The organism is Spirosoma knui (assembly GCF_054780635.1).
The window spans coordinates 907,968-931,995 of the sequence record NZ_BAAGVY010000001.1 but is presented as its reverse complement, the minus strand read 5'-3'; the positions used below and the strand labels follow the sequence as shown (position 1 = coordinate 931,995).

General features: G+C 51.0%; 24 protein-coding genes. 10 read left to right on the top strand and 14 right to left on the bottom strand.

The features are described 5' to 3' along the window. Positions 1 to 25: 25 nt before the first annotated feature. The 4 genes from ACYVIY_RS03780 to lysM all read right to left on the bottom strand — a co-directional run bounded on the left by ACYVIY_RS03780 (position 26) and on the right by lysM (position 3,348). Positions 26 to 910 (bottom strand): S1 family peptidase, encoded by an 885-nt coding sequence (locus ACYVIY_RS03780; protein WP_460974939.1) that lies wholly within the window; start codon positions 908 to 910, stop codon positions 26 to 28. A 99-nt stretch (positions 911 to 1,009) separates the two neighbouring features. Beyond that, the gene (locus tag ACYVIY_RS03775; protein ID WP_460974938.1) at positions 1,010 to 1,312 is read right to left on the bottom strand and encodes a hypothetical protein; all 303 of its coding nucleotides are present in this window, start codon (positions 1,310 to 1,312) and stop codon (positions 1,010 to 1,012) included. 26 nt (positions 1,313 to 1,338) lie between these two features. Continuing rightward, positions 1,339 to 2,724, bottom strand: a complete 1,386-nt coding sequence (locus ACYVIY_RS03770) for an OmpA family protein (RefSeq protein WP_460974937.1) — start codon at positions 2,722 to 2,724, stop codon at positions 1,339 to 1,341. A gap of 150 nt (positions 2,725 to 2,874) precedes the next feature. Further along, the gene (lysM, locus tag ACYVIY_RS03765) at positions 2,875 to 3,348 is read right to left on the bottom strand and encodes a peptidoglycan-binding protein LysM (protein ID WP_460974936.1); all 474 of its coding nucleotides are present in this window, start codon (positions 3,346 to 3,348) and stop codon (positions 2,875 to 2,877) included. Between the two features lie 210 nt (positions 3,349 to 3,558). On the opposite strand from lysM, the gene ACYVIY_RS03760 reads away from it, so the two are divergent. Together ACYVIY_RS03760 and ACYVIY_RS03755 are read left to right on the top strand one after the other, a co-directional pair. Continuing rightward, positions 3,559 to 4,887, top strand: a complete 1,329-nt coding sequence (locus tag ACYVIY_RS03760; RefSeq protein ID WP_460974935.1) for an SGNH/GDSL hydrolase family protein — start codon at positions 3,559 to 3,561, stop codon at positions 4,885 to 4,887. Between the two features lie 8 nt (positions 4,888 to 4,895). Then, positions 4,896 to 5,717, top strand: coding sequence for an outer membrane beta-barrel protein (locus ACYVIY_RS03755; protein WP_460974934.1), 822 nt, complete (start codon positions 4,896 to 4,898; stop codon positions 5,715 to 5,717). Positions 5,718 to 5,790: 73 nt separating this feature from the next. On the opposite strand, the gene ACYVIY_RS03750 is transcribed toward ACYVIY_RS03755, so the two are convergent. Both ACYVIY_RS03750 and ACYVIY_RS03745 read right to left on the bottom strand, forming a co-directional pair. Further along, entirely contained in the window at positions 5,791 to 6,270 is a 480-nt protein-coding gene (locus ACYVIY_RS03750) for a hypothetical protein (protein ID WP_460974933.1), read from the bottom strand. Between the two features lie 186 nt (positions 6,271 to 6,456). Continuing rightward, positions 6,457 to 6,744 (bottom strand): winged helix-turn-helix transcriptional regulator, encoded by a 288-nt coding sequence (locus ACYVIY_RS03745; protein ID WP_460974932.1) that lies wholly within the window; start codon positions 6,742 to 6,744, stop codon positions 6,457 to 6,459. Between the two features lie 406 nt (positions 6,745 to 7,150). Here ACYVIY_RS03745 and miaA point away from each other — a divergent pair, with 406 nt between their 5' ends. Then, positions 7,151 to 8,047: a tRNA (adenosine(37)-N6)-dimethylallyltransferase MiaA gene (gene miaA, locus ACYVIY_RS03740; protein WP_460974931.1), complete on the top strand. Its 897-nt coding sequence runs from the start codon at positions 7,151 to 7,153 to the stop codon at positions 8,045 to 8,047. Between the two features lie 61 nt (positions 8,048 to 8,108). On the opposite strand, the gene ACYVIY_RS03735 is transcribed toward miaA, so the two are convergent. The 8 genes from ACYVIY_RS03735 to ACYVIY_RS03700 form a co-directional block, all read right to left on the bottom strand. Next, positions 8,109 to 8,402, bottom strand: a complete 294-nt coding sequence (locus ACYVIY_RS03735; protein ID WP_460974930.1) for a rhodanese-like domain-containing protein — start codon at positions 8,400 to 8,402, stop codon at positions 8,109 to 8,111. Positions 8,403 to 8,446: 44 nt separating this feature from the next. Then, positions 8,447 to 10,300: a T9SS type A sorting domain-containing protein gene (locus ACYVIY_RS03730; protein WP_460974929.1), complete on the bottom strand. Its 1,854-nt coding sequence runs from the start codon at positions 10,298 to 10,300 to the stop codon at positions 8,447 to 8,449. A 22-nt stretch (positions 10,301 to 10,322) separates the two neighbouring features. Next, the gene (locus tag ACYVIY_RS03725) at positions 10,323 to 11,099 is read right to left on the bottom strand and encodes a PASTA domain-containing protein (protein WP_460974928.1); all 777 of its coding nucleotides are present in this window, start codon (positions 11,097 to 11,099) and stop codon (positions 10,323 to 10,325) included. A 79-nt stretch (positions 11,100 to 11,178) separates the two neighbouring features. Beyond that, on the bottom strand, positions 11,179 to 11,799 hold the full coding sequence (locus ACYVIY_RS03720; protein WP_460974927.1) for a riboflavin synthase: 621 nt from the start codon (positions 11,797 to 11,799) through the stop codon (positions 11,179 to 11,181). Positions 11,800 to 11,870: 71 nt separating this feature from the next. Beyond that, entirely contained in the window at positions 11,871 to 12,638 is a 768-nt protein-coding gene (locus ACYVIY_RS03715; RefSeq protein ID WP_460974926.1) for a class I SAM-dependent DNA methyltransferase, read from the bottom strand. Beyond that, positions 12,635 to 13,618, bottom strand: a complete 984-nt coding sequence (locus ACYVIY_RS03710; RefSeq protein ID WP_460975145.1) for a glycosyltransferase family 2 protein — start codon at positions 13,616 to 13,618, stop codon at positions 12,635 to 12,637. The genes ACYVIY_RS03715 and ACYVIY_RS03710 overlap by 4 nt, the downstream gene beginning before the upstream one ends. 34 nt (positions 13,619 to 13,652) lie before the next feature. Continuing rightward, on the bottom strand, positions 13,653 to 14,747 hold the full coding sequence (locus tag ACYVIY_RS03705) for a DegT/DnrJ/EryC1/StrS family aminotransferase (RefSeq protein ID WP_460974925.1): 1,095 nt from the start codon (positions 14,745 to 14,747) through the stop codon (positions 13,653 to 13,655). Then, on the bottom strand, positions 14,744 to 15,181 hold the full coding sequence (locus ACYVIY_RS03700; protein WP_460974924.1) for a sugar 3,4-ketoisomerase: 438 nt from the start codon (positions 15,179 to 15,181) through the stop codon (positions 14,744 to 14,746). The genes ACYVIY_RS03705 and ACYVIY_RS03700 overlap by 4 nt, the downstream gene beginning before the upstream one ends. Before the next feature lie 193 nt (positions 15,182 to 15,374). Here ACYVIY_RS03700 and ACYVIY_RS03695 point away from each other — a divergent pair, with 193 nt between their 5' ends. The 7 genes from ACYVIY_RS03695 (at position 15,375) to ACYVIY_RS03665 (ending at position 23,785) form a co-directional block, all read left to right on the top strand. Next, complete coding sequence (locus ACYVIY_RS03695) at positions 15,375 to 16,019, top strand: DUF1684 domain-containing protein (RefSeq protein ID WP_460974923.1); 645 nt, start codon at positions 15,375 to 15,377, stop codon at positions 16,017 to 16,019. Positions 16,020 to 16,107: 88 nt separating this feature from the next. Then, positions 16,108 to 18,552 (top strand): phenylalanine--tRNA ligase subunit beta, encoded by a 2,445-nt coding sequence (pheT, locus tag ACYVIY_RS03690; RefSeq protein ID WP_460974922.1) that lies wholly within the window; start codon positions 16,108 to 16,110, stop codon positions 18,550 to 18,552. A 75-nt stretch (positions 18,553 to 18,627) separates the two neighbouring features. Further along, positions 18,628 to 18,966: a hypothetical protein gene (locus ACYVIY_RS03685; RefSeq protein ID WP_460974921.1), complete on the top strand. Its 339-nt coding sequence runs from the start codon at positions 18,628 to 18,630 to the stop codon at positions 18,964 to 18,966. 48 nt (positions 18,967 to 19,014) lie between these two features. Beyond that, entirely contained in the window at positions 19,015 to 19,302 is a 288-nt protein-coding gene (locus ACYVIY_RS03680; RefSeq protein WP_460974920.1) for a cell division protein ZapA, read from the top strand. Between the two features lie 103 nt (positions 19,303 to 19,405). Continuing rightward, entirely contained in the window at positions 19,406 to 21,019 is a 1,614-nt protein-coding gene (rny, locus tag ACYVIY_RS03675) for a ribonuclease Y (RefSeq protein WP_460974919.1), read from the top strand. Between the two features lie 93 nt (positions 21,020 to 21,112). Next, positions 21,113 to 21,766, top strand: a complete 654-nt coding sequence (locus tag ACYVIY_RS03670; protein ID WP_460974918.1) for a DUF4230 domain-containing protein — start codon at positions 21,113 to 21,115, stop codon at positions 21,764 to 21,766. 57 nt (positions 21,767 to 21,823) lie between these two features. Then, positions 21,824 to 23,785: a M1 family aminopeptidase gene (locus tag ACYVIY_RS03665; RefSeq protein WP_460974917.1), complete on the top strand. Its 1,962-nt coding sequence runs from the start codon at positions 21,824 to 21,826 to the stop codon at positions 23,783 to 23,785. The last annotated feature ends 243 nt before the right edge of the window (positions 23,786 to 24,028 follow it).

Below are 24,028 nucleotides of genomic sequence, written 5' to 3'. Positions count from 1 at the left end.
GTTATGTGTAGAGCAATCGAGCGCGCTACTCCTCGTAGAATTTTACGTCCCGCTCCCGAAGAAACGCCTTGATCACATCGACATGAACGCACTGGCCAACGTTTAGAAATGGGTAGTTCGACACGCGGCTCTTGCGCCCGTTCACGAGTACCTGACGATCTTCAATATCGAAGCCAAGGTGCAGGTGTCGGGTAGCCGATTGCATACCGTAGATAATGCCTTTGGGATCGAACAGCGGTCCTCCACTCTGTCCCCGCAGACCAGGCGTACTCATTTCAATACCCGTAATGGCTTGCTGATCGCTTAACAGTCGGGTAATGATACCATCAATGGGGAAATGGGGCGAAGCGATTCGTCCTTCTGTAGTCCACTCAATATCGTCCGTAGACGGATTGTAGCGGTAGTTGGTAAATTCAGGAAAGGGATATCCGAGTCGGCACAGGCTACGACCCGGCTTCACGCGGCTCGTATCGCCCAACAAGACGGCATGAGATCGGTACAAGGCTCGGTTATAGCCTTTGAAGCGTAGAATGGCCAAGTCCTGAGTGGGGTGCGCGTCGATGGTCAGTTCCTTGTACTGATCTACGCAGGAAATAAAGCTATTCCGCACCCGGATTATGGTATCAGATTTAAGCTTAAATTTTGTTTCAAGCTGGCTAATACGCTGCCCGGCATCTTTTTCGCGCAGCACATCCCGGCGGGCACCCTGAAAGCTTCGGTAATTCTGATGAATCGTATCGGTCTGGGCAATGAGTTCGGCCACGTGCTTGCAGGTGACAGCACAGCCCTCTTCATTCACAAAAAATAATGTAGCACTGCCCGGTACGATCTGATCATGACCATATAGTCGGACAATGGAGTGCACAGGTCGGGTAAACGGATCAACGCGTTCAATAGCGTCAACAAACATAAGTAACAGAGTAAGTCGGTGAGCAAGTCAATTCGTTGGCAAAATAACGATTACCCGCCAACTAACCCGCTCACCGACTTTGTAACGGCTTTAATCCGTCTACTTTTTGACTTTCACCTTTACTTCAGCGGGTACTACGGCCCCACGGGCACTGGCACTATCGGGGGGTGCCTGCTGGGGGGCATCCATACTCGATGAATTAAGTGTATCACCCTGGCGGCCAAATACTGAACTGTCGGCGGTGGTATTGGCCGAATCGCTCATCGTACTCGTCGACGTCGATTCGCTGTTGTTCTCTTTGTTTCCGGAACAACTCCAGACGGTCAGACTGGCACTGACCAGTAAACCTGTCAAGAGACCGTGTTTAATCCGGTTTGCATTACTACGTGTCATCGTTTTCATTCGTTGAGTTAGTTGATTTATTGGCCTTATAATTTCGTAATGGCTACGTCAATTCGCCGGTTCTGCTGACGCCCTTCCGGCGAGTCGTTGCTGGCGGTCGGTTTCGATGCACCAAATCCCTGCGTTGTTACCCGATCCGATTCAACACCAGCTGCCGAAAGCGCTTCCTTAACGGCATTAGCCCGATCGAGCGACAGCTTTTTGTTGGCACTCGCATCACCGGTATTGTCCGTATGCCCTTCGACCCGAATGTGAAGGCCAGGGTAAGCCTTCATGATTTCAATCAGATCATTTACGTTCGGACGAGATTCGACGGTAATCCGCGATGAATTGGTTTCGAAGGTAAGGTTGTCGAACGTAAACGTGCGCTCGGGCTGCTTCGGCTTACTGCCCAGAAACTGAGCCAATTTTGCCGTAAACGAGTTTTCGACCAGATTCAGCCGACGACCACCCGGCAATTCGACCTGGGTCCGCACCTCTGGCCCACGCCCCGATGACCCGCTGGCATCCGACGTAGCGGAATCCCGGATACCCAACGCACCCGGTGCTGTCGAGTCGGCAACCTGTCCGTTGGCATCCTGAATGCTTTGTTTAGTAGCGGCCGACGTATCTTCAACACCATCCGATTCCACCCGGGCCGTTGAGTCGGTGCTCACGCCATCGATGCCGTTCTGATTTTCGCTGCATTTCTGCACCAGCAAGGCAATCACTAGGGCCGCCAGCGCAAACATGGCCCAGCGTAACCAGCGAACGTTTTCGTGTCGACGATCGCCTTCGGCACTTTTCGGAATATTTGGATTCACGATCGTTCCGCTGAAGTTATCGGTACCCTGAACTTCGGTTTGCGGACCGGCAGGCGTAACGAGTTCATCGAAACCGAGCAGGCTGCTCACCCCATCGAGACCGCTCGGTACCGCTTTGCGAAACTCGGTGGCCTGCCCCAGCAGCAGTGTTCTTAAACTTTCGGCGGTTAAGCCTTTCTCCTGCTCCTGTCGGCCCAGCACGCCCATCAGCACCGATCCCGCCAAACCTAGGATTGTCAGGACCGATTGGGGTTTTGTGCCACTGTACGTACCAATCAGTTCGCCGGTACGGGTGAGCGAATCCCCGAACACTTCGTCGAGAAAAGGCCGACCAGCGGCTGTAGTATCGGCAGTTTCCCGGTGCGTATCGGTCACCTGCGACACATCGAACGGCGTCTGGCTATAATCGTTTTTTTCGAGAAAATTAATAATGGATGTTGCTCCGCCGGTTGCCTGTACCCGTCGGGTGAGGCCGCCAAGCAGCACCGGCAACGATCCATTAACGGCTTTGAGCGTATTAGCCGGAGATTCGTTCAGCTCACCGCTGAGTTGATCAATTACGCCGGGTGTGAACTGATCTTTCAGTAAGGATAATAAATGAACGGCCATTTTTCATACGTTGGTTACGTAGCATAAACCGGGCGAACGTATGAATGTTCGGAAAGGCTATTCTGCGTATAAGGTAAAGGGCGAGGGGCTTAAGGCACAGGGTTTGTATTTTCCCATCTGCCCTAAGCCCCCGCCCTTTGCTCTATTTACTTATAATTGTGGAATCCGAAGCACCTGATCGGGATAGATCAGATCCGGATCTTTGAGCATCGGTTTGTTAGCCTCGAAAATGATACCATATTTCATGGGATCGCCGTAGACTTCTTTGGCAATTTTTGATAAGGTGTCACCCGACTTCACCGTGTAGAATTTACCTTCGGGGGTTGGCTGGTCGACAGACAGTTGGTTATCTACTGCTGATACGCCTTCTACGTTACCGACCGCCAGGGCAATCTTCTCCGCATCTTCCTGCGACTTCACGGAACCACTCAATATCACCGTGTCGCCTTTGGTCTTAACGGTTAAGCTGTTGTAGGCAAGTCCGAGTTGTTTAACGTGATCAAGCAACGCCTGGGCCCGTAAAGGCTCAACCTTCTCTGCCTGCGAAGCATCAGCCGGTGCAGCGACCTGGTCTTTGTGGAAGATTTTTTCACCAACTCCTTTAAAGAACGATAAGATTCCCATTTGATTTAATATGGTTTGATGGAACAATGATTGAACGGCGTACAAGTACGGAAGTCCGCTCGTCTGAAACAACCCACTGGTTTTGTGATTGTTTTAGAATTCATATTATGTCTTCGATAAGTTTTATCCCTTTTTAACCCACCCATGCAGGCAAAAGCCCCTACTTTTACGTTCTTTCTTTATTTGTAACCCTACTCCAGGCTTTTGAGCATGAAATTTAACATGAGGTGGGGGCTGTTGCTGACAATGTTTGTCGGCCTGACAGCCTGTAAGGACAATGACATTGACCCGTTCGGTGGCAATGGCGGTACGCCCAATCAGGGCAGTGCCGATTTCACCAAATACGTAGCGGTTGGTAACTCGTTAACAGCAGGGTACGCAGACGGTGGTCTGTATCGTGACGGGCAGCTTAACTCCTATCCTAACATTTTAGCCGGGCAGTTTAAGCTCGTAGGCGGAGGAAATTTTGTGCAGCCTTTATTCACGGAAGCACAGGCAAATGGATCCGGGTACATTCGCCTGCGTAAGCTACCAGCTAGTGCAACTAGTCTGCCCACTTTCGATACAACCAAGACACAATTAGCGGTGCGTGGATTGTCGACAAGTGGAGGCCCCCAATACACCAAGTTTACCGAAGCAAATCAAAACTTGGGTGTTCCTGGAATCCGAATGTCGAATATTTTAACGGTTGGCTATGGGTCACCAGGGGCCGGTAATCCGTATTTTGAGCGACTACTAACGGATCAGGCCTTAGCAACTACATATTTTCAATACGCTAGTAATAATCTCGCTGGGGCCACTTTCTTTTCTTGCTGGCTCGGCAATAATGATGCGCTTGGTTATGCTATCTCCGGGGGTATCGGTGCAGAAAATTCAGCAAACGGATTAACAAGCGCTGATCTCTTCACGACTAATTATACTGCCATCATGAATAAATTAACGGAAGGCGGTAGAAAAGGGGTTGTAATTGGCATCCCGAACATTATACAAGCTCCATTCTTTACTACAGTTACGAATCAGGTTGCTGCTCTATTGCAATCTCAAGGGCTAACTGGGTTAGCCATTCGATCAAAGTCGGCTCCTGGTGGTGTTCGGTTATCTCGCACTGGCGATTACTTCTTGTTATCAGTAGCCCCTCTACTGAACAGCTTCATAGCCAGAGGAGTTGGTTTAAGCGCTGCGAATCCGATACCTGACCAATATGTACTGGATGCTGATGAAGTAACCGCTTTAACTAGTCGGATAAACGAATTTAACGGCATCATGAAAGCCCAGGCCGACGCCAAAGGAGCCGCTTACGTAGACGTTAATCCTATTTTTCAGCAGCTGGCGCAGGCAGGCGGTTATACGCAGAATGGCGTAACCTATTCAGCCGCCTTTATTCAGGGCGGAGTTTTTAGCCTTGACGGTATTCACTTAACGCCCGCAGGCTACGCTCTAGTTGCGAATGAGATTATCAAGGGCATCAACGGCAAGTATGGTTCAACGATTCCGCAGGTAAACGCAGCCAACTATCGGCGTGTGCTGCTGCAACAATAACATCACTCATGAAACACTATAAACTATCAGTAGTCGGTTTGCTGCTCGCATCGGCGGTATCCGTAGCTCAGGCGCAGACCGGCTCCGGTACTTCGCCCGTTCGCCCCCTTGAATTCGGCGTTAAAGGTGGCGCTACGTTCACCCACGGTTTCACAAACATCCCGTCGCAGTCAATAGGCAGCTCCGGCGTTCAGGTACCCGCTCTCGAAAATAAGAATAATGGCATCGGTTACGGCTATAGCGGTGGCCTATGGGTTCGCAAGAACTTCAACTCGTTTTTCATTCAGGCCGAAGCTACCTATAACCGGTTCGTGCTGAAGCAAAAAACCGCTGTTACCCTCGACGTAAACGCCAATCCTTCGCTGGCGAATGCGTTGCCGGTCAGCGTTCAGCCCGGTCTGGTCAATGCCTCGCTGAACGTAGTATCGGAGTCGGTTTTGGAATCGATTAACGTACCGATCCTGTTCGGCAAACGCTGGATGGATGGTAGACTTCGGGGCTATATTGGGCCTAACCTCATATTTGTACAAAAGGCCGAGGCTACTCGCACGAATACCGGAGTTATTAACGCTAATACCACCGTGGGTTTCCCACAGACCGAGATTCCAGCAACTACCAGCAAGACCAATCTGCTTAACCGCTACGAATCTCAGAACCTGGAAGTTCTGGATTTTACGTATGCTGTCGAGTTGGGAGTTGGCTACACGCCCGTTCCATTCCTGGACGTTGACGTACGGTATGCCGTACCGGTTGGTGGCGTTTATAAAGACAAAAACATCACCGGTTTTTTGGGGATCGCCACGGTTTCCTTGGGCTTCAAGGTGTTTTAAGGAAGTGCTTCAATACGTTACATAACGAGAACGGCCAGCCTCTATAGAGGCTGGCCGTTCTCGTTATAAGTACTCATTGTTCAGCCATCAAGGCAAATCCCTCACCCGCGGGTCGGAGCCGGTAACGCAGCATGCGAACGCCCCCCGAAGGCTCGGCATTCGCATCTCCCGATTGATAAACGGGGTATTTTCGGCAGAGTACATCGCGCTCCACCCAAAGGCTGTCGTGCCCCATATACCCGTCGGCAGCGTTAAGATTCCAGTTCGCTAGAGAAACGTTCGCAATACGTTCGAGCAGGAACTGCCAGCCGTATACCCGCCCAAACGAACCACTGCCCTGACTGGCACTATAGACGTATAACTCCGGAAAACGGTTGCCATCGAGATCGGCGACTTCGGCCCCAACAACCGCTCCATCAATACGCGTTCGAAAGTTCGTTAGCAACAACTCGCCCCGGTAGGCCTTGATCGTCATGTCGCGGACGGCCCCACTATCGGCGGTTGTTACGTTGAACGTGTATACATTAAATCGCAGCGATTTACTATAAGTCATCGACCAAGCTGCTTTATGAACAGGCTGATCAACCTTAGAAACTAATCGGGTATGCTGCAGATGGCTATGGACCGGTTGAGTGGTCCATAAAGTCAGTAGTAGGCCGCAGCATAGTCTTAAATTCATTGATTCTGGCTAAATATAGTCTTACTGGTAACACTATAGAGTCAGAAATAGTTAACGCGGCTACGGCTCCAGAAACGTTTCGCCAATCGAGGTAAGCTTTAGTAACGTTGGGAGTACTTCCTGGCCTTTTGTGGTTAAACTGTATTCAACGCGGGGCGGAACTTCACCATATGATTTTTTCTGAATTACCCCAAGCGTAACTAACTCCTTAAGCTCCTGAACCAAAACCTTTTCGCTTACTTCAGGAATCATACGACGTAGTTCGCCATATCGACGCGAATCCATGCCTAGCTGGTAAATAATATACAGTCGCCATTTGCCACAAATAATGTCCAGCGTTTTTTTCAAAGCCTGATGTGTAGTATCACCTGGCCTCTGAATACGAATTTGATCATTCATAGAAAGCATTTCACTAACCTTTTGGTGGGTAACTTATTGATTTGAAGGCATTTGTACTCAAAGCAAATATATAGGTTTACGCTAAAATATTTTTAAAACACAGGCTAGGGCATCTGGACAAGTAGGCCGTAAAAAACATAAATACCTACTAATCAGAAATGATATGTTTTTCAAAACGACAAAGTTTTTTTAAGTAATATACGAGAAAGAATGGCTATAAATACTTACGGCCCTAAATCGCAGACTGGCGAGTCAGCTAAATCTTATTTGTAATGCTACCGACGAGAATCCCAGTTGTGTGCCTGCACCTTCTCCTGCACCACATTACTTTTGTGGGAAAGATTACTTACCAGTTTTGAAAACACTCGTTATCATTGCGGGCCCTACCGCCGTTGGTAAAACAGCTTTATGCATTCGCCTAGCCAGTTTATTGCAAACCGATGTGGTTTCAGCCGATTCGCGCCAACTGTACCGGGAATTGACTATTGGCACCGCCAAGCCGTCCCCGGACGAGATGAACGGAGTCCGGCATCACTTCATCGATTCGCACACGATCACAGATCCAATCAATGCCGGTCGGTACGAACGGGAATGCCTGACGGTACTCGATGAGTTGTTTAAGGTTAAAAATACCGTCATTCTGTCGGGGGGAACGGGCTTATACATCAATGCTGTTTGTGTTGGCCTCGACGATCTCCCCCCTGTCGATCCCGCTCTGCGCGACGAACTGTTCAAGAAACTTCATGAGCAGGGTCTGGAATCGCTTCAGCAGCAGCTCCGCCAGCTTGACCCGCAGTACGCCCAAACCGCCGACCTGCAAAATCCGGTGCGCGTAACGCGGGCGCTGGAGATTTGTCTAAGTACCGGCCAGCCGTATTCGTCGTTTCGTCGGCAGCAAACGGCGGAGCGCCCTTTCCGGACGGTACTGATAGCGCTCGAACGGCCCCGTGATGAATTGTATGCTCGTATCGAGGCCCGTATGGATGCTATGCTTGCCGCCGGGCTGGTTGAGGAAGTGCAATCGTTACTGCCCTATCGCGATCTGTCCGCTCTTCATACAGTGGGTTATCAGGAAGTGTTTCCATTTCTGGATGGCGAGTATGACTATGAAGAAATGGTCCGGATGCTGAAACGAAACTCCCGCCGATACGCCAAACGCCAGCTAACGTGGTTCCGCAACCAGGGCGCGTATACATGGTTCCACCCGGATGACGATGGGCTGGTTGAATGGATATATACACGTATAGGGTGAAAAAGAGGTATTACACTTCTTTTTCACCCTATACGTCCTACTGTGAATTTTGGATAGGCGCTTACTGCGCCCGGTACGCCAGTATGCCGCCCGTTACGTTCCGAACGTTATTGAATCCGTTCTCTTCCAGTAATTGCTGCGCTCTCGCGCTACGTGCCCCCGACCGGCAATGTACAATAACCTCTTCGTCCTGCAAGCCGTCAAGTTCATCCATCCGGTAGGGCAACTCGCCCAGCGGAATCAACGTAGCACCAATGTTGTCGGCTTCGTATTCGTTTGGCTCACGAACGTCGAAGAGATTTAACTTCTCGCCTTTGTCGAGCCGTTCCTTCAGCTCCTGTACGGTAATATCCATGTGTGATCAGTATGGGGTAACCAACGTTAGCGGTTGGCACCGGGTTAGTGTTGAACAATAAACTTCTGTACTACCGTGCGTCGGTCTGTCGATAAACGAATCAGGTAGAACCCGTCAGGCAGGTAGCTCAAATCTAACGTTTGCTGGCCGCGACTTGGTTCGATCGTGTATAGCAGGCGACCACTCAGGTTGGTCACTTCCAGACGGGTCAGGTGTGGTTCATCCCAACGAATCAGTCCAGTTGTCGGATTTGGGTATATCTGTAACGGTGCTAGTGGCTCCGGCTTCGGAATTGCGGTTACGACCGTGTCGGGTTTGCCACCCATGACCGGCCGCAGCATAAAGGCTCCCTGAATGTTAAGGGTACTGTTCGGTGCGTTCGGATTCAGATTCTGGTCCCAGTTTGAGCCGCCATTGTAGAATATCTGCGAACCGAACGGGCTGTTCTTGTCAAACCCTAGCCGCAGCAATGTAGTATCGCTGCTGCTGATCTGCTGATAGCCGACGTAGAACGTATCGGTAACGGCTACACTTCGGTCAAACAGGTACTCGACAAATCCGTTTCGGCTGGTTGGATACTGGGTAGCAAATGACTTCTGGTAGATCGGATTGCCCGGCCGCCCACCCCGGTTGCTGTATACATTGATGACGAACGACTGCCCGGTCTGGTTCGTGTTGAAGGGCACAATGCAGGCCCGAACGCCCGCAATGGCATCGGGTTTATTCAGAATGTATCGTACGGCAATCTGTTCGCGCTGCCGGATCTGCTGCGCGTACTCCCAGGTTCCGTCGTCGTACGCGTAGTAGTCGCCAAGCGTAGCCACAGCCGAAATAGTATCATTCTGGCGCAGGTTAACGCCTTCGATCGACGGATTCTGATCGTCGGTCGTCAGCAGATCGAATTTATAACGTAACGTGGCCGATGTAGCCGTACCCAAATCAGTGGCGGGAACTGGCTTAGCACTTTTCGCCTGTGAACTCAACGATCCGATCAGCACCGAATTAGTTTGTGGGGTATCCTGAATGATTCGCCCCGATACCTCATCGCGCACCGTAAACCGAAAGGTCGTGAAGTTAAAATTGTTGAATATGTTGTTGATCTCCGTCGTGACCGAGTCGGCAGTTTCGGCGGCTGGATTCACCAGATACTGCGTCAGGGGCATGGCCGTATAACGTTTCAGCAGCGGACTAAGCGGCTGACGAATCGCAACGTCTTTGACGTAACGGTCCGTGATGGACCGACCCCGGTTCAGGTAAATGTAATCAACGTGCCAGGTATCGAACGGCCCCGACTCCCGCCCATACGAACGGAACCGGAACGCAAACCCGGCGTGAAAAAAATCGGCGTCGCGAACGGGGATAAATTGCAGCACAAAGTTATTGTCGGGAGTTCCCCCTTCCTGCTGCCAAACGGTTCGCCACGTACCGTTCCGGTCCAGAAACTGAACCGTCAGCGAATCACCAGCATCGGGCAGTTCGCCGTACCCTTTTATCTGCCAGTAAAAACTTAAATAAACTGAATCTGCAGCTGTAAGCCCTGCCAGATTGATGGGTAAAGATGCTAACGTATCCGTATACCCCTGTGAAAACTGACTACTTAGTACGTAGGGGCGTCCATTGGCCCGCAGCCCATCAAACGAAGCGACATTAACCGTAGGCTGGTTGATGGCCATCGTATTGTTGATGTACACACCGCTGCCGGGCTGCCACCGGGCCGGATCAGGCCGAGCCCCACCGGCCGGGTCACCCGCCGTCGAGAAATCGTCGAAAAACGGAAGGCTCAGGGGTGTTTGCGCAAAAACGGACGAACGGACCAGGGTCAATAGAACCAGCGCCAGACCGACCAGGCGGCTTCTGGCAGGCGCAGTGTTTAGTTGAGTAACGAAAGCAATTCCCATTGAATAGTACCAGAAGCAATTCTTATTGATCCGGCTCAACTGGCCCTACAATCCATAAATCCATCGTTTCACCGACGCGGATGCGCTCACCAGATCGAGCCTCAGGTCGTTGACGAACTACCGTGCCAACTTCCTTTTCGGGGTCATCAACAGGAATTTTCGTGCCAACTTTCAAATTAGACCCCCGAATTGCGGCTTCGGCTTCATCGAGGGGCAATCCTACAACGTTCGGAATCTCAAACATGGTATTACCCAGCCCATCGCCAATTTCAAGATCGACTTTTGCGCCTTTCTGGATGGGCGTACCGGGAGTTATCTCTTTGCCGTTGTACAGTTGGCGTAAGACCTTGTTTTTGCCTACATCCGGTACGTAAGTAAGCTCGCCCACTTCCAGACCCATTGATTTCAGCATCAGCTCGGCGCTGCGGTCAATCATATCGACTAGCTTCGGCATGGACACCATCGGCGCAACCCGTTTGGTGATGGTCAGGTATATTTTACGCCCTTCTTTCACTTTGGAGTTGGCCCGTGGGTACTGCTGAATGACCGTTAACGGCTGCGATCCGGCAACAAATGTGCAATCGCTAACCTCGTACCGAAGGTCGCGGTCATCCAGGATATTCTGCATCTCATCAAAGCTCAGCTTCGTTACGTCCGGCACCGTAATGGTTTGCCCGTGATTCGTGGTGAAAGGCAGGTAAATAAAGAAGAAAGCCAGAAATAAGGCTGCCAACAGGGCTATGATAATGCCAAGATGAATCAGCAGGTCAGGAAACGAGCGGGTGCTGATTTTAGTCATTCGAGCTGGTGAAATTGGTGGAGTCGGTGCAAACGCGCGGCAAGTTCATCGTAGTTACTCGCTGCCCTTTCTACACCACCTACAAAGTAACAGAACTATCCATCGTTGACCGATACCCGGTCAGCATTTTTTTAATATACTTCCCGACAATATCAAATTCGAGGTTAACGACATCGCCGACTTGTAGCTCACGGAAGCTCGTGTGCTCGTAGGTATACGGGATAATGGTTACCCGGAAGCTGTCGGGCTGCGAATTAAAAACGGTTAAACTCACTCCATTAATACAAATTGAGCCTTTTTCGACGGTAACATTATCAGCTTCATTCGGATCGTACGAAAAATCGAACAGCCAGCTGCCGTCCATGTCCTGTACGCTGGTACATACACCCGTCTGGTCGACGTGCCCCTGCACAATATGGCCATCAAAGCGACCATTGGCGGGCATGCACCGTTCCAGGTTAACGCGGTCGCCTACCTTTATTTTGCCCAGATTTGTTTTCCGGAGGGTTTCGTCAACGGCCGTTACGGTATAGCTTCCGTCCGACACGCTGGTCACGGTTAAGCACACCCCGTTATGGCTAACACTTTGATCGATCGTTAATTCGGGTGCCAGCGACGATTCGACGCTGAACGTAAGGTTGGTTCCTTCGGGAGTAATCGCGGCCACCCGACCGGTGGTCTCTACAATTCCAGTAAACATGTTATGAATCAGTAATGGTTAGCCGTTGATCGACGTAATCAGCCCGGAGTTGACACGAATCCGTTATCCACCTAGCTATGCCCAACGACTACTATAAACAGTGAACTTCCAAAGGGGGTTCGGGTCAGCAGCTTTTGTTCGGCCTTAACGATCCAATACAACATTTCATTCAACCAGGCCGCCGGTAAATACACATCCGACTGAGCCGCTTCAGGGGCGCGCCATCCCAGTCGAAGCTGAAGGTTTTGCCATTGCCGCATGACGAGAATAACCGGTGATAAAATAAAGCTCCAATACGTAGCGTATCGAATATAGAGCCCTGCCTTTGGCAATAATGACTCAAAATCAGGACGAGTAAACCGACGTTTAATACCAACGGCCAGATCGTGCTGCCCCTTAAAAATCCGAAATGCGTTGTTATTACTGATGAGTACCCCACCGGGTTTTAAGCGCCGGGCCAGTTCGTTCAGTAACCGCTCCAACTCCGAACCCAGAAAATAACAGAACACATCATTACAAACAATGGCGTCGTATTGGGTTCTCGGCTCGAACTCACTCAGATGGTTCAGGTCGACCAGGTCAGCCTCAAAACCGCGTTCCTGACAGAACGTAACGGCATCCGCTGAACCATCAATCCCGCGCAAATTGGTGTACCCCTTCTGCGTTAGAAACTGCAGTAAGCCCCCGGTTCCGCAGCCAGCGTCCAACAAGGCTATGTCGTGGCAATCAGGAAAATAGTTACAAAGTGCCGCTTCGACTCGTTCGTGCAAATTGCGATACCACCACAACTGGCCCTCTAGCCGAAACATTTTTTGGTATTCGTCAAAACGGCCAATCATAACGAAGAAGGCAGCAAAACGGCCAGGATGGGTAGGAACAGGCAGACTGGTAACGTAACGGTACGCTGCTTCACCTGTTTCTTGATCACGTAAGGTGGAAGTCCGCTGTGGGCCATGAATAATTTACCCAGGTACTCACCCAGTATACCTAGAAACAGCATCTGGAGGCCCAACCCGGTTACAATGCTCCACACGATAATCATCCAGCCGGGCACCAAAAAAACCAGAGATAACGCGCCGATCAGCAGCCCGATTCCGCCGACCAGGCCAAACCCGAACAGGACAGCCCCTAACACAGTGAATACCCGGATTGGCCAGAGCGAATAGCCGATAAATACGTTTAAAAACAAAGCAATCAGTTTACGCACCGTATAAGTGGAGCGCCCGGCAGAACGGACGTTATGCGGAACATCCACGCTGCCTACGTTACGGGTCACCCGGAACAGAAGTCCATCAATGTACGGGTAAGGCCCCGTATATTTTATAACCTCGGCAACCACTTCCCGCCGGATGAGCTTAAAACTTGACAGGTAAAGATTCCGGGGTTTTCCGAGCGAATACGTTGTCAAGACGTTGACCAGCCAACTGCCCAGATTCCGGAACCAGTGGTGTCGTTTTTCGGCGTACCGGCTATACACGACATCGTATTGCCCGGCTTCGGCCGCTTCCACAAGCGTCAAAATGGCTTCGGGTGGGTTCTGAAAGTCATCGTCGATAATAACAGCATAGTCACCTTGCACGTAGTTAAGACCGCATAAAACCGCGTTGAATTCACCAAAATTTCGACGTAACAAAACGGCCTGCACAGTCTGGTACGTCTGCGCCAGTTGCTCGCAGATCCGTTCGGACTGGTCGCTGCTTCCGTCGTTCACCAGAATAACCTCGAAGGCAAGCCCCGTTAAACACTGCTGCAACCGCTCGACCAGAGGGCCAACAGTCTGCTCACTGTTGAAGACGGGAATAACGACCGATACGTACATAACGAACAAACTAACAGTGTTAAGCATCAACCAGTCAGCCCTTAGGCATCTGATTGATCATTTGGATGATGTAATCGACGTCGGCGTCAGTCAGCACCGTATTCAGGGGCAAACTGACGACCTCGCGATGCAACTGCTCCGCAATGGGCAGCGATAGATGCCGATAGTGAGCATACGCCTGCTGGTGATGGAGCGGAATGGGATAATGAACGTCGGTACTAATACCCTGATCGCCCATATATGTCCGAAATGCATCGCGCTCCGGGTGACGAATTACAAACAGATGCCAGCCGTCCTGTTCCAGTTGATCCGTCGGCGGTAACGTAATAGCGGGGTTTTTAATCCCGGCTATGTATCGGCCGACTATCTGCCGACGACGTTCGTTTGCTCCATCCAGACCCTGTAGTTTAGCCGAAAGAATTGCGGCCTGAACCTCATCTAAACGGCTATTCACCCCAGCGTACCGATTCCGGTATTTTTGCGCTGACCCATAGTTTCGCAACGCCCGGAGCCGCTCGGCTAGGGCCTGATCATTGGTTGTGATAGCGCCTGCATCACCGAGCGCCCCCAGGTTCTTACTCGGGTAAAAACTCCAGCCCGCAGCATCCCCAAGACTCCCCGACCGCTTTCCCCTATACGTAGCGCCATGCGCCTGAGCCGCGTCTTCCAGCACCTTCAGATCGTAAGCTTGGGCAATTGCGTTAATTGGCTCCATGTCGCAGCAGCGGCCATACAAATGCACCGGCAGAATCGCTTTCGTACGCGACGTAATGGCTTGTTCTATACACTCATGATCAAGTACATACGTCGCTGGATCCGGCTCCACAAAGACGGGCGTTAAACCCGCCTGCGTGATGCTCAGCACGGAAGCAATGTAGGTGTTGGAAGGAACAAGAATTTCGCTCCCTGCTGGAAAGTCCCAGGCCCTCAGTACCAGCGTCAGCGCGTCTAACCCGTTCGCTACCCCAATACAATGATCGACTCCGCAGTAGTGCGCGAATTGCGCTTCAAACCGTTCTACTTCACGGCCCAGCACGTACCAGCCCGACTGCACAACACCTTCGATAGCTTCCCGAATTGCCGATTCGTAGGGTTCATTGACTCGTTTGAGGTCAAGAAAAGGAATCATATTGCGGCTGCTACGAGCGGCAGCAAACTAGTCAGCGTACGGAGGTCCGTCTTACTGGTTGGGAGGCTGTTGGGATATGGTTCGTAGATGTAATCGTTTTTATCGTACAGTTCATTTGAAACAACGAGCAGAATCGCATCTTCCGAAAAGCGGTCCATCGTGTGCCAATCCTCAGGTTTTAACACCAGGCATTGATCAGGGCTGCTCAAGTGATACGTAGTTTCTTCGGTTCCGTTGTCTACGTAAACCCTACAGGTGCCATTCAAACAGATTAAAGCGTTCCAAGCTTTATGATGTCGATGACCCGCGCGGGCGGCCTGCCCGGCTTTATAGATGTAAAAAACGCGTTGAATAACGCCCGGTATAATGTTTTCAAAAACCGTTAAATTGCCAGTATCGGATGAAAATGTTTTAAGCTCGTAGAGGTGGGCCATAAGCAGAGGAGATTTTTCTTAGTAGATGTAACTAAGTAATTCTGCTCTAAAATTATTAAAAAAGAAATCAATGCAGGAACCGCTCTATGGTAAATAAATGAGTTGTTTCAGATAATGCTAAGAATACGCGGGCTGTTGTGTTCTGAAGTAGCTTTTCGTTGATTTACGGTTTACTAGATTCCTTATTACGTATATGTTACGAAATAGATTTTTTCTGACCGGTCTGTTCCTGCTGACACTGACCGTCCTGTATTACGTGTTTTACGACGGCGGCAATATGACATCGGCGAATGGCTTAGCCGACCCGGTTGAGCCGGAGACGTATCGACAGCAGGTTGTGGCTGACCGAGCCGAAAAAGATAAATTTCTGCGGACCAGTGGCGAATCACCGATCACCGACAAGACCGCGTTCAAAGGACTCAGTTACTTCACCCCCGACCCTTCTTATCGTGTCGTCGCCCGGTTGGAACCGTTCGCCGATAAAACGCAGAAGTTGGTGGTGCGCATGAGCGATGGTAGCGAGGAAGTATACACGAAATATGCCCATGCGGTGTTCAGTCTGCAGGACAAAGCGTGTCGCTTATTAATCGTAAAACTAGGCAATACATATTCCGTTCTCTTCCGGGATGCGACGTCGACCAAGGAAACTTATGGTGGAGGGCGCTACCTAGAACTGGCTCCAGACCAGTTAACGGACAATCATGTTGTGCTGGATTTCAATGCAGCCTATAATCCGTATTGCGCTTACAACCCCTCTTATGCCTGTCCTATTCCTCCTGCCGAAAACACACTTCCAATCGCGATTAAGGCGGGGGAACGTTACGTAGCCCACGATTAAAGCCACGATCCGCTACTTTTCTGTCCGGCGTCAACTGCCAACTGCTCACGGCCTGCTATCTTTGCGGCATTTATCGCATTGACGCTGTATGGAAATTTCCTATAAATGGTTACAAGAGTTCATTGAGTTACCCGAATCGCCGGAGGAGGTGGGCAAACGCCTGACCGGAACGGGCTTAGAAGTCGAAGGCATCGAAAAAGTTGAAGCGATTCCAGGGGGGCTAGAAGGCGTCGTCATTGGCGAAGTGCTGACATGCACCAAACACCCGGACGCCGATAAATTGAGTTTAACCACCGTTGACGTTGGCACCGACCACCCCCTGCCTATTGTCTGTGGAGCGCCCAACGTGGCTGCTGGTCAGAAGGTTGTGGTTGCGTTGGTGGGTGCTACGTTGCATCCCTCCTCGGGCGAGGGGGGTGCCGCCCAACCCTTTCAAATAAAGAAAGCCAAGATTCGGGGATACGCTTCTGAGGGGATGATCTGCGCCGAAGATGAGATCGGTTTGGGATCGTCTCACGCGGGTATCCTGGTTTTAGATACCGACTTACCGAACGGCACACCAGCCGCCCGGTATTTCAACCTGGAAGCTGACTACCAGATTGCTATCGGCCTGACGCCGAACCGTATCGATGCGGCTTCGCACCTGGGCACGGCCCGCGACCTGAAAGCCGCGCTTAACCGTCCATTGCGGCTACCTTCCGTCGACGCGTTTACGGTAAACGATACCAGTTTCACGCTCGACGTGCGGGTCGAAGATCTGGCAGCTTGCCCGCGTTATACAGGTTTGACCATTAGTGGCCTGACCGTTGGCGAATCGCCCGACTGGCTGAAACAACGGTTGTTAAGCATCGGCCTGAATCCGATCAACAATGTTGTTGACGTAACGAATTTCGTTTGCCACGATCTGGGCCAGCCGCTCCACGCGTTCGACGGCGATAAGATTGCCGGTGGTCAGGTGATCGTGAAAACGCTGCCCGAAGGCACTCCCTTCGTTACGCTCGATGGCGTTGAACGAAAATTAACCGCTACCGATCTTATGATCTGCGATGCGGAGAAACCCATGTGCATTGCGGGCGTTTTCGGGGGTCAGAACTCAGGCGTTACGTCCCAAACAATCCGCATCTTCCTGGAATCGGCCTATTTTTCGGCTACATCGGTTCGCAAAACCGCACAGCACCACGGCCTGAAGACTGATGCTTCGTTCCGGTTCGAGCGTGGCACCGATCCCAACATGCCGGTGTTTGCTCTCAAACGAGCGGCTTTGCTAATTCAAGAAATAGCCGGAGGTGTAATCACCTCCGACATTACCGATTTATACCCGACACCGGTTGAGCCGTTCCGGGTGCCGGTACGTTACCGCAACATCGACCGACTCATTGGTATTCAGATTGACCAGACCGAGATTCACCGGATTCTGGAAGCCCTGGACATCACCGCAGAAGAGCGCACCGACGAACAGTTTGTAGCCGTTGTACCGCCCTACCGGGTTGACGTAACCCGTGAAGCAGATGTTGTTGAAGAAATCCTGCGCATTTATGGCCTCGACAATGTTCCCTTATCGCCGGTACTGTCGGCCGATTCCCTTTCTGAATTTCCTAAGACTGACCCCAACCAGTGGCAAAGTCGCGTTGGTCAACTATTAGCGGCCACCGGCTTTTATGAAATTCTGACTTTATCGCTTACTCGTCCGGCTTATAACGATGCCATTCGGTCTACCCTACCGGGATCGGACGTAACGTTGTTGAATCCGCTCAGCGACGATTTGTCCGTTATGCGGCAGACGTTGCTCTTCTCGGCGCTCGAAACGCTGGTATACAACCTGAACCGACGCCAGAAAGATCTGAAAACATTCGAGTTTGGTAAGGTTTATCACAAGCTTAGTCAGGAAGATGGCTCCTCAAAATATGTTGAGCGGATGCGGTTAGGACTCGCGATGGTCGGTAATCAGCAGGCCGAAAGCTGGCTGCAGAAAGGTCAGCCGCTTGCATATCATGATCTGGCCACTGCGGTACAGCGCGTGCTCAATTTGTTCCGCATCAAACAAGTTGATACCCAGCCCGCTGACCCGGCTATCTTCCAGTACGGCTTGACGTATTTGGTCAACAAGAAGCCCCTGGTCAGCTTAGGCCTGGTTCAGCCAAAATTGACCAAGCTGGTCGATCTGAAACAGCCTGTGTTCTACGCTGATTTCGATTGGGCGGCTCTGCTAAAACTGACAACAAGCAAAGCCCGATACGAAGAAGTTTCCCGCTTCCCGGATGTACGGCGCGACCTGTCACTGGTCATCGATAAAACTGTTACATTTGAGCAAATCAGCAAGCTGGCGCAACAAACGGAACGGAAATTGCTGCGCTCCGTAAATGCGTTCGATGTATATGAGGGCGAGAATTTGGGCGCTGGTAAAAAGGCCTACTCGGTAAGTTTCACCCTGCAGGACTCCACTCAGACGCTGAATGACGCGACCATTGACAAAACTATGCAACGGCTCATGGCTGCATTCGAGCGTGAGTTAGGGGCCGTAATCCGAAAATAAAGGGTAGACGAGCGAACAAAACAGGACCTGCGCTGGTCACGTATTCGTTCGGCTGCTCTTTTAGTCAGACTAAGCGTGGCAAGCGAGCATCAAATCATTGCGGTAATCGAGCAACTTGAGCGTAAAATCGGGTTGCTGAAGGGCGTTTGCGACGACGCCAAAAAACGAATCGAACAGCTTGAGCGCCAAAATACCGTCTTGCAAGAGCAGATAAAGGAACAACAAACGCAGGCTAAACAGTTACAGAAAAAACAAAGCAATTCTGAAAAAAAGATGCCGAAGTCAATAGATTTTGGTATTATTGTCAATAACAATCTGTCTGGAACAGATACGAATGCCGAATTAAAACAACAACTCGACGAGTATATCCGGGAAATAGAACGGTGTATTGCTCATTTGAGTAGTTTGTCATAAACCCAAATTGGCTCCGGGGCTTTAGTCCCAGCTGAGCCGACAGTAGCGATGGAAGAACTGCCAATTCGCGTAAAAATCGCCGACCGGACTTACAAATTATATGTAGAGCCAGAGTCGGAAGCTGTGGTGCGCGAAGCCGCCAAGCTGGTTCAGGAGGAACTGAAACGATACCGGGATATGGAAATCCACGATACGCAGGATGCCCTGGCAAGGATAGCCTTCGATTGTCTGGTCACTAAGCTCAGAGGAGAACGACAAGTGCAACGATTACAACAACTGGTGTTTGACAAAATAACTCAATTAGATCAGGTCGTTACGCCGACCATTACAACATAAATCGAAAACGGCGGGCTACCCCGAAATACCCGAGTTGCTGTTCGGGCACTCGTATCGTGACAGGTTATTGACTTATTTGTTCAACCCTAACGATATCAGTCCAATGAACACATCTAGCTGGCTGATGCTCTTTCTTGATAATATTGTCATGATCGGCATCGGCATATTTGTCGGCAGGAAACTGCTGGCGCGCGTCAATAGCAAACGCCTGAACGAAGCACAGGAGCAAGCTGCTCTTATCTTGAAGAACGCCGAGCTTCAGGCCGAGACCATAAAAAAAGATCGGATACTTGAGGCCAAAGAAAAGTACCTCAAGCTGAAAGCGGATTTTGAAGAAACGTCCAATCAGAAGCGAAATCTGCTTCAACAGAACGAGAATAAACTTAAGCAGCGTGAGCAGCAACTGAGCCAGCAGGCCGATCAGCAACGTACGCGGGAACAGGAACTGAACCAGCAACGCAACGAACTGGCTCAGCAAAAAAACAGCTTATCCCAGCAGACAGATGCGCTGAACAAACGGCGGGAAGAGGTCGATCGTCGGCAGCAAGAAGCCGACCGGATGCTGGCAGATCAGGTGGCTCAACTCGAGAAAATTGCGGGTCTGTCGGCGGATCAGGCGCGTGAGCAGCTCATCGATACGCTCAAAGCCGAGGCCGAATCAAGGGCGTCGTCCTACATCAAAAACATCGTTGAAGAAGCGAAACTGACGGCCACCAAAGAAGCCAAAAAGGTAGTCATCGAAACCATTCAGCGGACGGCGACTGAACACGCCATCGAAAACTGCGTATCTATATTCAACATCGAATCCGACGACGTTAAAGGCAAAGTCATCGGTCGTGAGGGACGTAACATTCGGGCCCTGGAAGCGGCTACTGGCGTTGAAATCATAGTCGATGATACGCCCGAAGCCATCATCATTTCAGGATTTGATCCCGTTCGGCGCGAAATCGCCCGACTTTCGTTGCACCGGCTCGTGCAGGATGGTCGTATCCACCCAGCTCGGATTGAAGAGATTGTGGCGAAAACCCGCAAGAACATCGAAGACGAGATTGTCGAAATCGGCGAACGTACGGTGATTGATCTGGGAATTCATGGCCTGCACCCTGAGCTAATCAAAATGGTAGGCCGGATGCGTTTCCGGTCGAGTTATGGCCAGAACCTATTGCAACACTCTCGTGAAGTAGCTAAGCTTTGCGCTACTATGGCGGCTGAGCTGGGGCTCAATGCGAAACTGGCGAAACGGGCGGGTCTGCTCCACGACATTGGTAAGGTCTGGCCCGAAGAAGCCGAGTTGCCCCACGCCATTTTGGGCATGGAGCTGGCCAAGAAATACAAGGAAAATCCAGAAGTCATCAACGCAATTGGCGCTCACCACGACGAAATCGAGATGACGAGCATGATCTCGCCCATCATTCAGGTTTGTGACGCCGTATCAGGGTCGCGGCCGGGTGCCCGTCGGGAAATGATGGAGTCGTACATTAAGCGACTCAAGGAACTGGAAGAGCTGGCCAGCAACTTCCCCGGCGTCACCAAATGCTACGCAATTCAGGCCGGTCGTGAGCTGCGCATCATGGTCGATGCGGATCACGTATCCGACGAACGGGCCGGAGTTTTATCGTACGAAATCTCGCAGAAAATCGAGAAAGAAATGCAGTATCCGGGTCAGATCAAAGTTACAGTGATTCGGGAAATGCGAGCGGTGGCTTACGCAAAGTAAGTTTTAAGCACCACTCTCCTTTGGAAAATGTACAGTATATGATGGGCTTGTGCTCGTTATACACTGTACATTTTTAGTATAGCTTTGCGCTCGATGGACTTTTTTACTACTCTTTTACTCCTTATTGTGGGCGCAGGCTCGGGGGTCGCCTTGTCAAACGTACTCCGTAGCCGCTCGGGGGTTCAGGACGTACGCCGGGAATCCGTCCTGCTGCTCGAACGTATTGAAAAGGTGTTCAAAGTGGTAATGGCGGAAGGCTACTTTTCCGAGATTTATAATTATCAGGATCAGCGAAAGATTCTGTACGTGTTCAGCGACCCCAAGAAGGCGATGGTGATCGCAAAGTCAAAGGTTCTGGTCGGTTTTGATTTTGCTAAAGTACGTTTCCATACGCCCGCTAAAGGCGAGAAGAAACTGATCATTGAATCCTTTCCCGAACCTGAGGTTTTATCGATCGATACGGATTACAAATTTTACGACATCCAGGCGGGTATCCTGAATCATTTCAGCGGGGCCGATTATACGCAGATTCTGGATGAGGCTAAGCAGGCGATGAACGAACGGGCCATGCAAAGTGATCTGCCCAAAATTGCCAACAATCAGATTCAATACATGATGTACCAACTGGCGAGTTCGATGGGCTGGCAGCTCCAGTTACCCGAAGCCGATCAGCGCCGGTTGGAAACCGCCAAAGCGCAAGCAGAAGCCGCTGCCAGCCAGCCAAAACAACTCCCCGAAGGCAAATAACTTTTCCGGATTTCGGACGTTGTTCTGTGGTACTGTCAGCACCCAGTAGTCAACGATATGCGCCTTGTTTACCTTCTGTTCTTCTTTCTTCCTATTCTTTCCAGCGCTCAGGAATTCACGACCGGCAGCGAGGCTTGTCAGGCGGGAAAAGTGCGTTACTTCGGTCGATTGGCTACTAACTCCAAAGCCAGGGTTGCGTACCCCGGCGACCCTACCATTGATGTTACGTATTACGGCCTTGACCTACGTATTACGTACGCCCCCAACTATTTACAGGGTGCGGCCACGATCAACCTAAAGAGTACGGCGGCTAATGTAAGCCAGTTCTTTCTGGATCTTCGGCCGCAGTTAACGGTCGACTCTGTCAAAAGCGAAGGGCGCAAGCTAACGTTCAGCCGGGCTACCGACCGCATTGTCATTACGCCGTCACAACCGCTAAACGCAGGTCAGGCGCTCACGCTGGTTGTCTATTACCAGGGAAACCCGGCCAGTCAACGCGGGTTTGGCAGCTTTGCCTTTTCGGCCCACGGTCCGGCTAATGCACCCGCAATCTGGAGCCTGAGTGAGCCGTATGGTGCGCCGGACTGGTTTCCCTGTAAGGACACGCCCGCCGACAAGGCAGACTCTTCCTCAGTAAGCATCACTGCCGACCGCCAGTTTGTTTCAGTATCCAACGGCGTGTTAGCCGCAACAGTTGACAACCCCGACGGCACCCGTACGTATCGCTGGCGAAACAGTTATCCTATTGCGCAGTACCTGATTTCGCTGGCGATGGCCAATTATGAGCGGTACGATACACCATTTACGTATCAGGGGCAGATAATGCCAGTGACGCATTACATCTATCCGGAAACGCTGCTCAGTGTTCAGCCGAACCTGAACCGGACTACAGATATGTTGCAGCTTTTCTCGACTTTGTTTGGCCCTTACCCCTTTCTTCGGGAGAAGTATGGTCATGCTCAGTTCGGCTGGGGTGGCGGTATGGAACATCAGACGATATCGTCGATGGGTGCGTTCAGCCCAAGCATCATCGCCCATGAACTGGCTCATCAGTGGTTTGGTGATAAAATAACCTGCCGCGACTGGCAGCACATCTGGCTCAATGAGGGCTTCGCATCCTACGCTGAAGCACTGTATGCCGAGTCGACGGGAGGGCGAGCGAATTACCTCGCCACCATGCAGAGCTTCCTTAGCCAGGCCCGGAACGCTCAGGGTACGCTGGTCGTGCAGGATATTTCCAACGAAAGCAATGTGTTCAATGGTAACCGCACGTATGCCAAAGGCGCTACTGTACTACACATGCTACGTGGGATAGTCGGTGACAGTACGTTCTTTCGCATACTACGTACCTATGCAGCTACGCCAACCGTTGCGTATCAAACGGCGGTAACTGAAGACTTCCAGGCCGTTGTTCAGCAAGTGTCGGGGCAAAATCTGGATTACTTCTTTAAGCAATGGACGTATGGAGAAGGGTATCCTACGTACCGGGTTTCGTATTCACCCAGCACGGGCAGCTCCGTGACAGTACGATTGCAGCAACGCAATACGGTAGCCAGCAATCCTACTTCGTTTACCATGCCCGTGCAGCTTCGGGTGCAATCGGCCGCGGGCGATACTACCGTGACGGTGTCCAGTAACAGCATTGATCAGACGTTTGCCATACCTACACGAGGCCCGGTAACCGGTATCACCATTGACCCGAATAACTGGATTTTGAAAGCGACCGAAACGAGCAGTGTTGTTACGTCGACTGACGAGCCAGATGCCGCACGCCTACGCATTTATCCTAATCCGGCTGCGGAATTGTTACAGGTCGATTTCACTACGTCTCTTGCCGGACCTGTTACCTTATCGCTCAGCAACTTATTGGGCCAACGCGTACGCACGCAGCAAGGAACGAACCTTTCGGCGGGCGATCATACGCAGACCCTCAGTTTAAGAGGACTAGCCGCCGGTCGATACACCCTGACTGTTGAAACACCGGATGGGTTAGTTAGTAAGCCAGTATTGATCCGTTAACGGCTATCGGGTTCGCGATTCAGACACACGCAGAAGGCGGTTAACGTAGTAACTATACAGGCTAAATTCGTTGATTTCGGCTTGTTCTAAAACGCATTTTCTGCTTTCGTGGCTACTTCTAAACTTACTCCTGTCGGCTTTTACAGGTTTACCATTTTCACAAGACGACTTTTCCTTCTAAACAACGGCACAGTCACTGTTGGACCAATGGTAATATAGCCTGTTACCAATTTCTCAACAAAC

Excerpts from the sequence above, each read along its gene's own strand:
- ACYVIY_RS03780 (WP_460974939.1), bottom strand. The coding sequence starts at position 910 with ATGTTTGTTGACGCTATTGAACGCGTTGATCCGTTTACCCGACCTGTG.
- ACYVIY_RS03775 (WP_460974938.1), bottom strand. The coding sequence starts at position 1,312 with ATGAAAACGATGACACGTAGTAATGCAAACCGGATTAAACACGGTCTC.
- ACYVIY_RS03770 (WP_460974937.1), bottom strand. The coding sequence starts at position 2,724 with ATGGCCGTTCATTTATTATCCTTACTGAAAGATCAGTTCACACCCGGC.
- lysM (WP_460974936.1), bottom strand. The coding sequence starts at position 3,348 with ATGGGAATCTTATCGTTCTTTAAAGGAGTTGGTGAAAAAATCTTCCAC.
- ACYVIY_RS03760 (WP_460974935.1), top strand. The coding sequence starts at position 3,559 with ATGAAATTTAACATGAGGTGGGGGCTGTTGCTGACAATGTTTGTCGGC.
- ACYVIY_RS03755 (WP_460974934.1), top strand. The coding sequence starts at position 4,896 with ATGAAACACTATAAACTATCAGTAGTCGGTTTGCTGCTCGCATCGGCG.
- ACYVIY_RS03750 (WP_460974933.1), bottom strand. The coding sequence starts at position 6,270 with ATGACTTATAGTAAATCGCTGCGATTTAATGTATACACGTTCAACGTA.
- ACYVIY_RS03735 (WP_460974930.1), bottom strand. The coding sequence starts at position 8,402 with ATGGATATTACCGTACAGGAGCTGAAGGAACGGCTCGACAAAGGCGAG.
- ACYVIY_RS03730 (WP_460974929.1), bottom strand. The coding sequence starts at position 10,300 with ATGGGAATTGCTTTCGTTACTCAACTAAACACTGCGCCTGCCAGAAGC.
- ACYVIY_RS03725 (WP_460974928.1), bottom strand. The coding sequence starts at position 11,099 with ATGACTAAAATCAGCACCCGCTCGTTTCCTGACCTGCTGATTCATCTT.
- ACYVIY_RS03720 (WP_460974927.1), bottom strand. The coding sequence starts at position 11,799 with ATGTTTACTGGAATTGTAGAGACCACCGGTCGGGTGGCCGCGATTACT.
- ACYVIY_RS03715 (WP_460974926.1), bottom strand. The coding sequence starts at position 12,638 with ATGATTGGCCGTTTTGACGAATACCAAAAAATGTTTCGGCTAGAGGGC.
- ACYVIY_RS03710 (WP_460975145.1), bottom strand. The coding sequence starts at position 13,618 with ATGTACGTATCGGTCGTTATTCCCGTCTTCAACAGTGAGCAGACTGTT.
- ACYVIY_RS03705 (WP_460974925.1), bottom strand. The coding sequence starts at position 14,747 with ATGATTCCTTTTCTTGACCTCAAACGAGTCAATGAACCCTACGAATCG.
- ACYVIY_RS03700 (WP_460974924.1), bottom strand. The coding sequence starts at position 15,181 with ATGGCCCACCTCTACGAGCTTAAAACATTTTCATCCGATACTGGCAAT.
- ACYVIY_RS03695 (WP_460974923.1), top strand. The coding sequence starts at position 15,375 with ATGTTACGAAATAGATTTTTTCTGACCGGTCTGTTCCTGCTGACACTG.
- pheT (WP_460974922.1), top strand. The coding sequence starts at position 16,108 with ATGGAAATTTCCTATAAATGGTTACAAGAGTTCATTGAGTTACCCGAA.
- ACYVIY_RS03680 (WP_460974920.1), top strand. The coding sequence starts at position 19,015 with ATGGAAGAACTGCCAATTCGCGTAAAAATCGCCGACCGGACTTACAAA.
- rny (WP_460974919.1), top strand. The coding sequence starts at position 19,406 with ATGAACACATCTAGCTGGCTGATGCTCTTTCTTGATAATATTGTCATG.
- ACYVIY_RS03670 (WP_460974918.1), top strand. The coding sequence starts at position 21,113 with ATGGACTTTTTTACTACTCTTTTACTCCTTATTGTGGGCGCAGGCTCG.
- ACYVIY_RS03665 (WP_460974917.1), top strand. The coding sequence starts at position 21,824 with ATGCGCCTTGTTTACCTTCTGTTCTTCTTTCTTCCTATTCTTTCCAGC.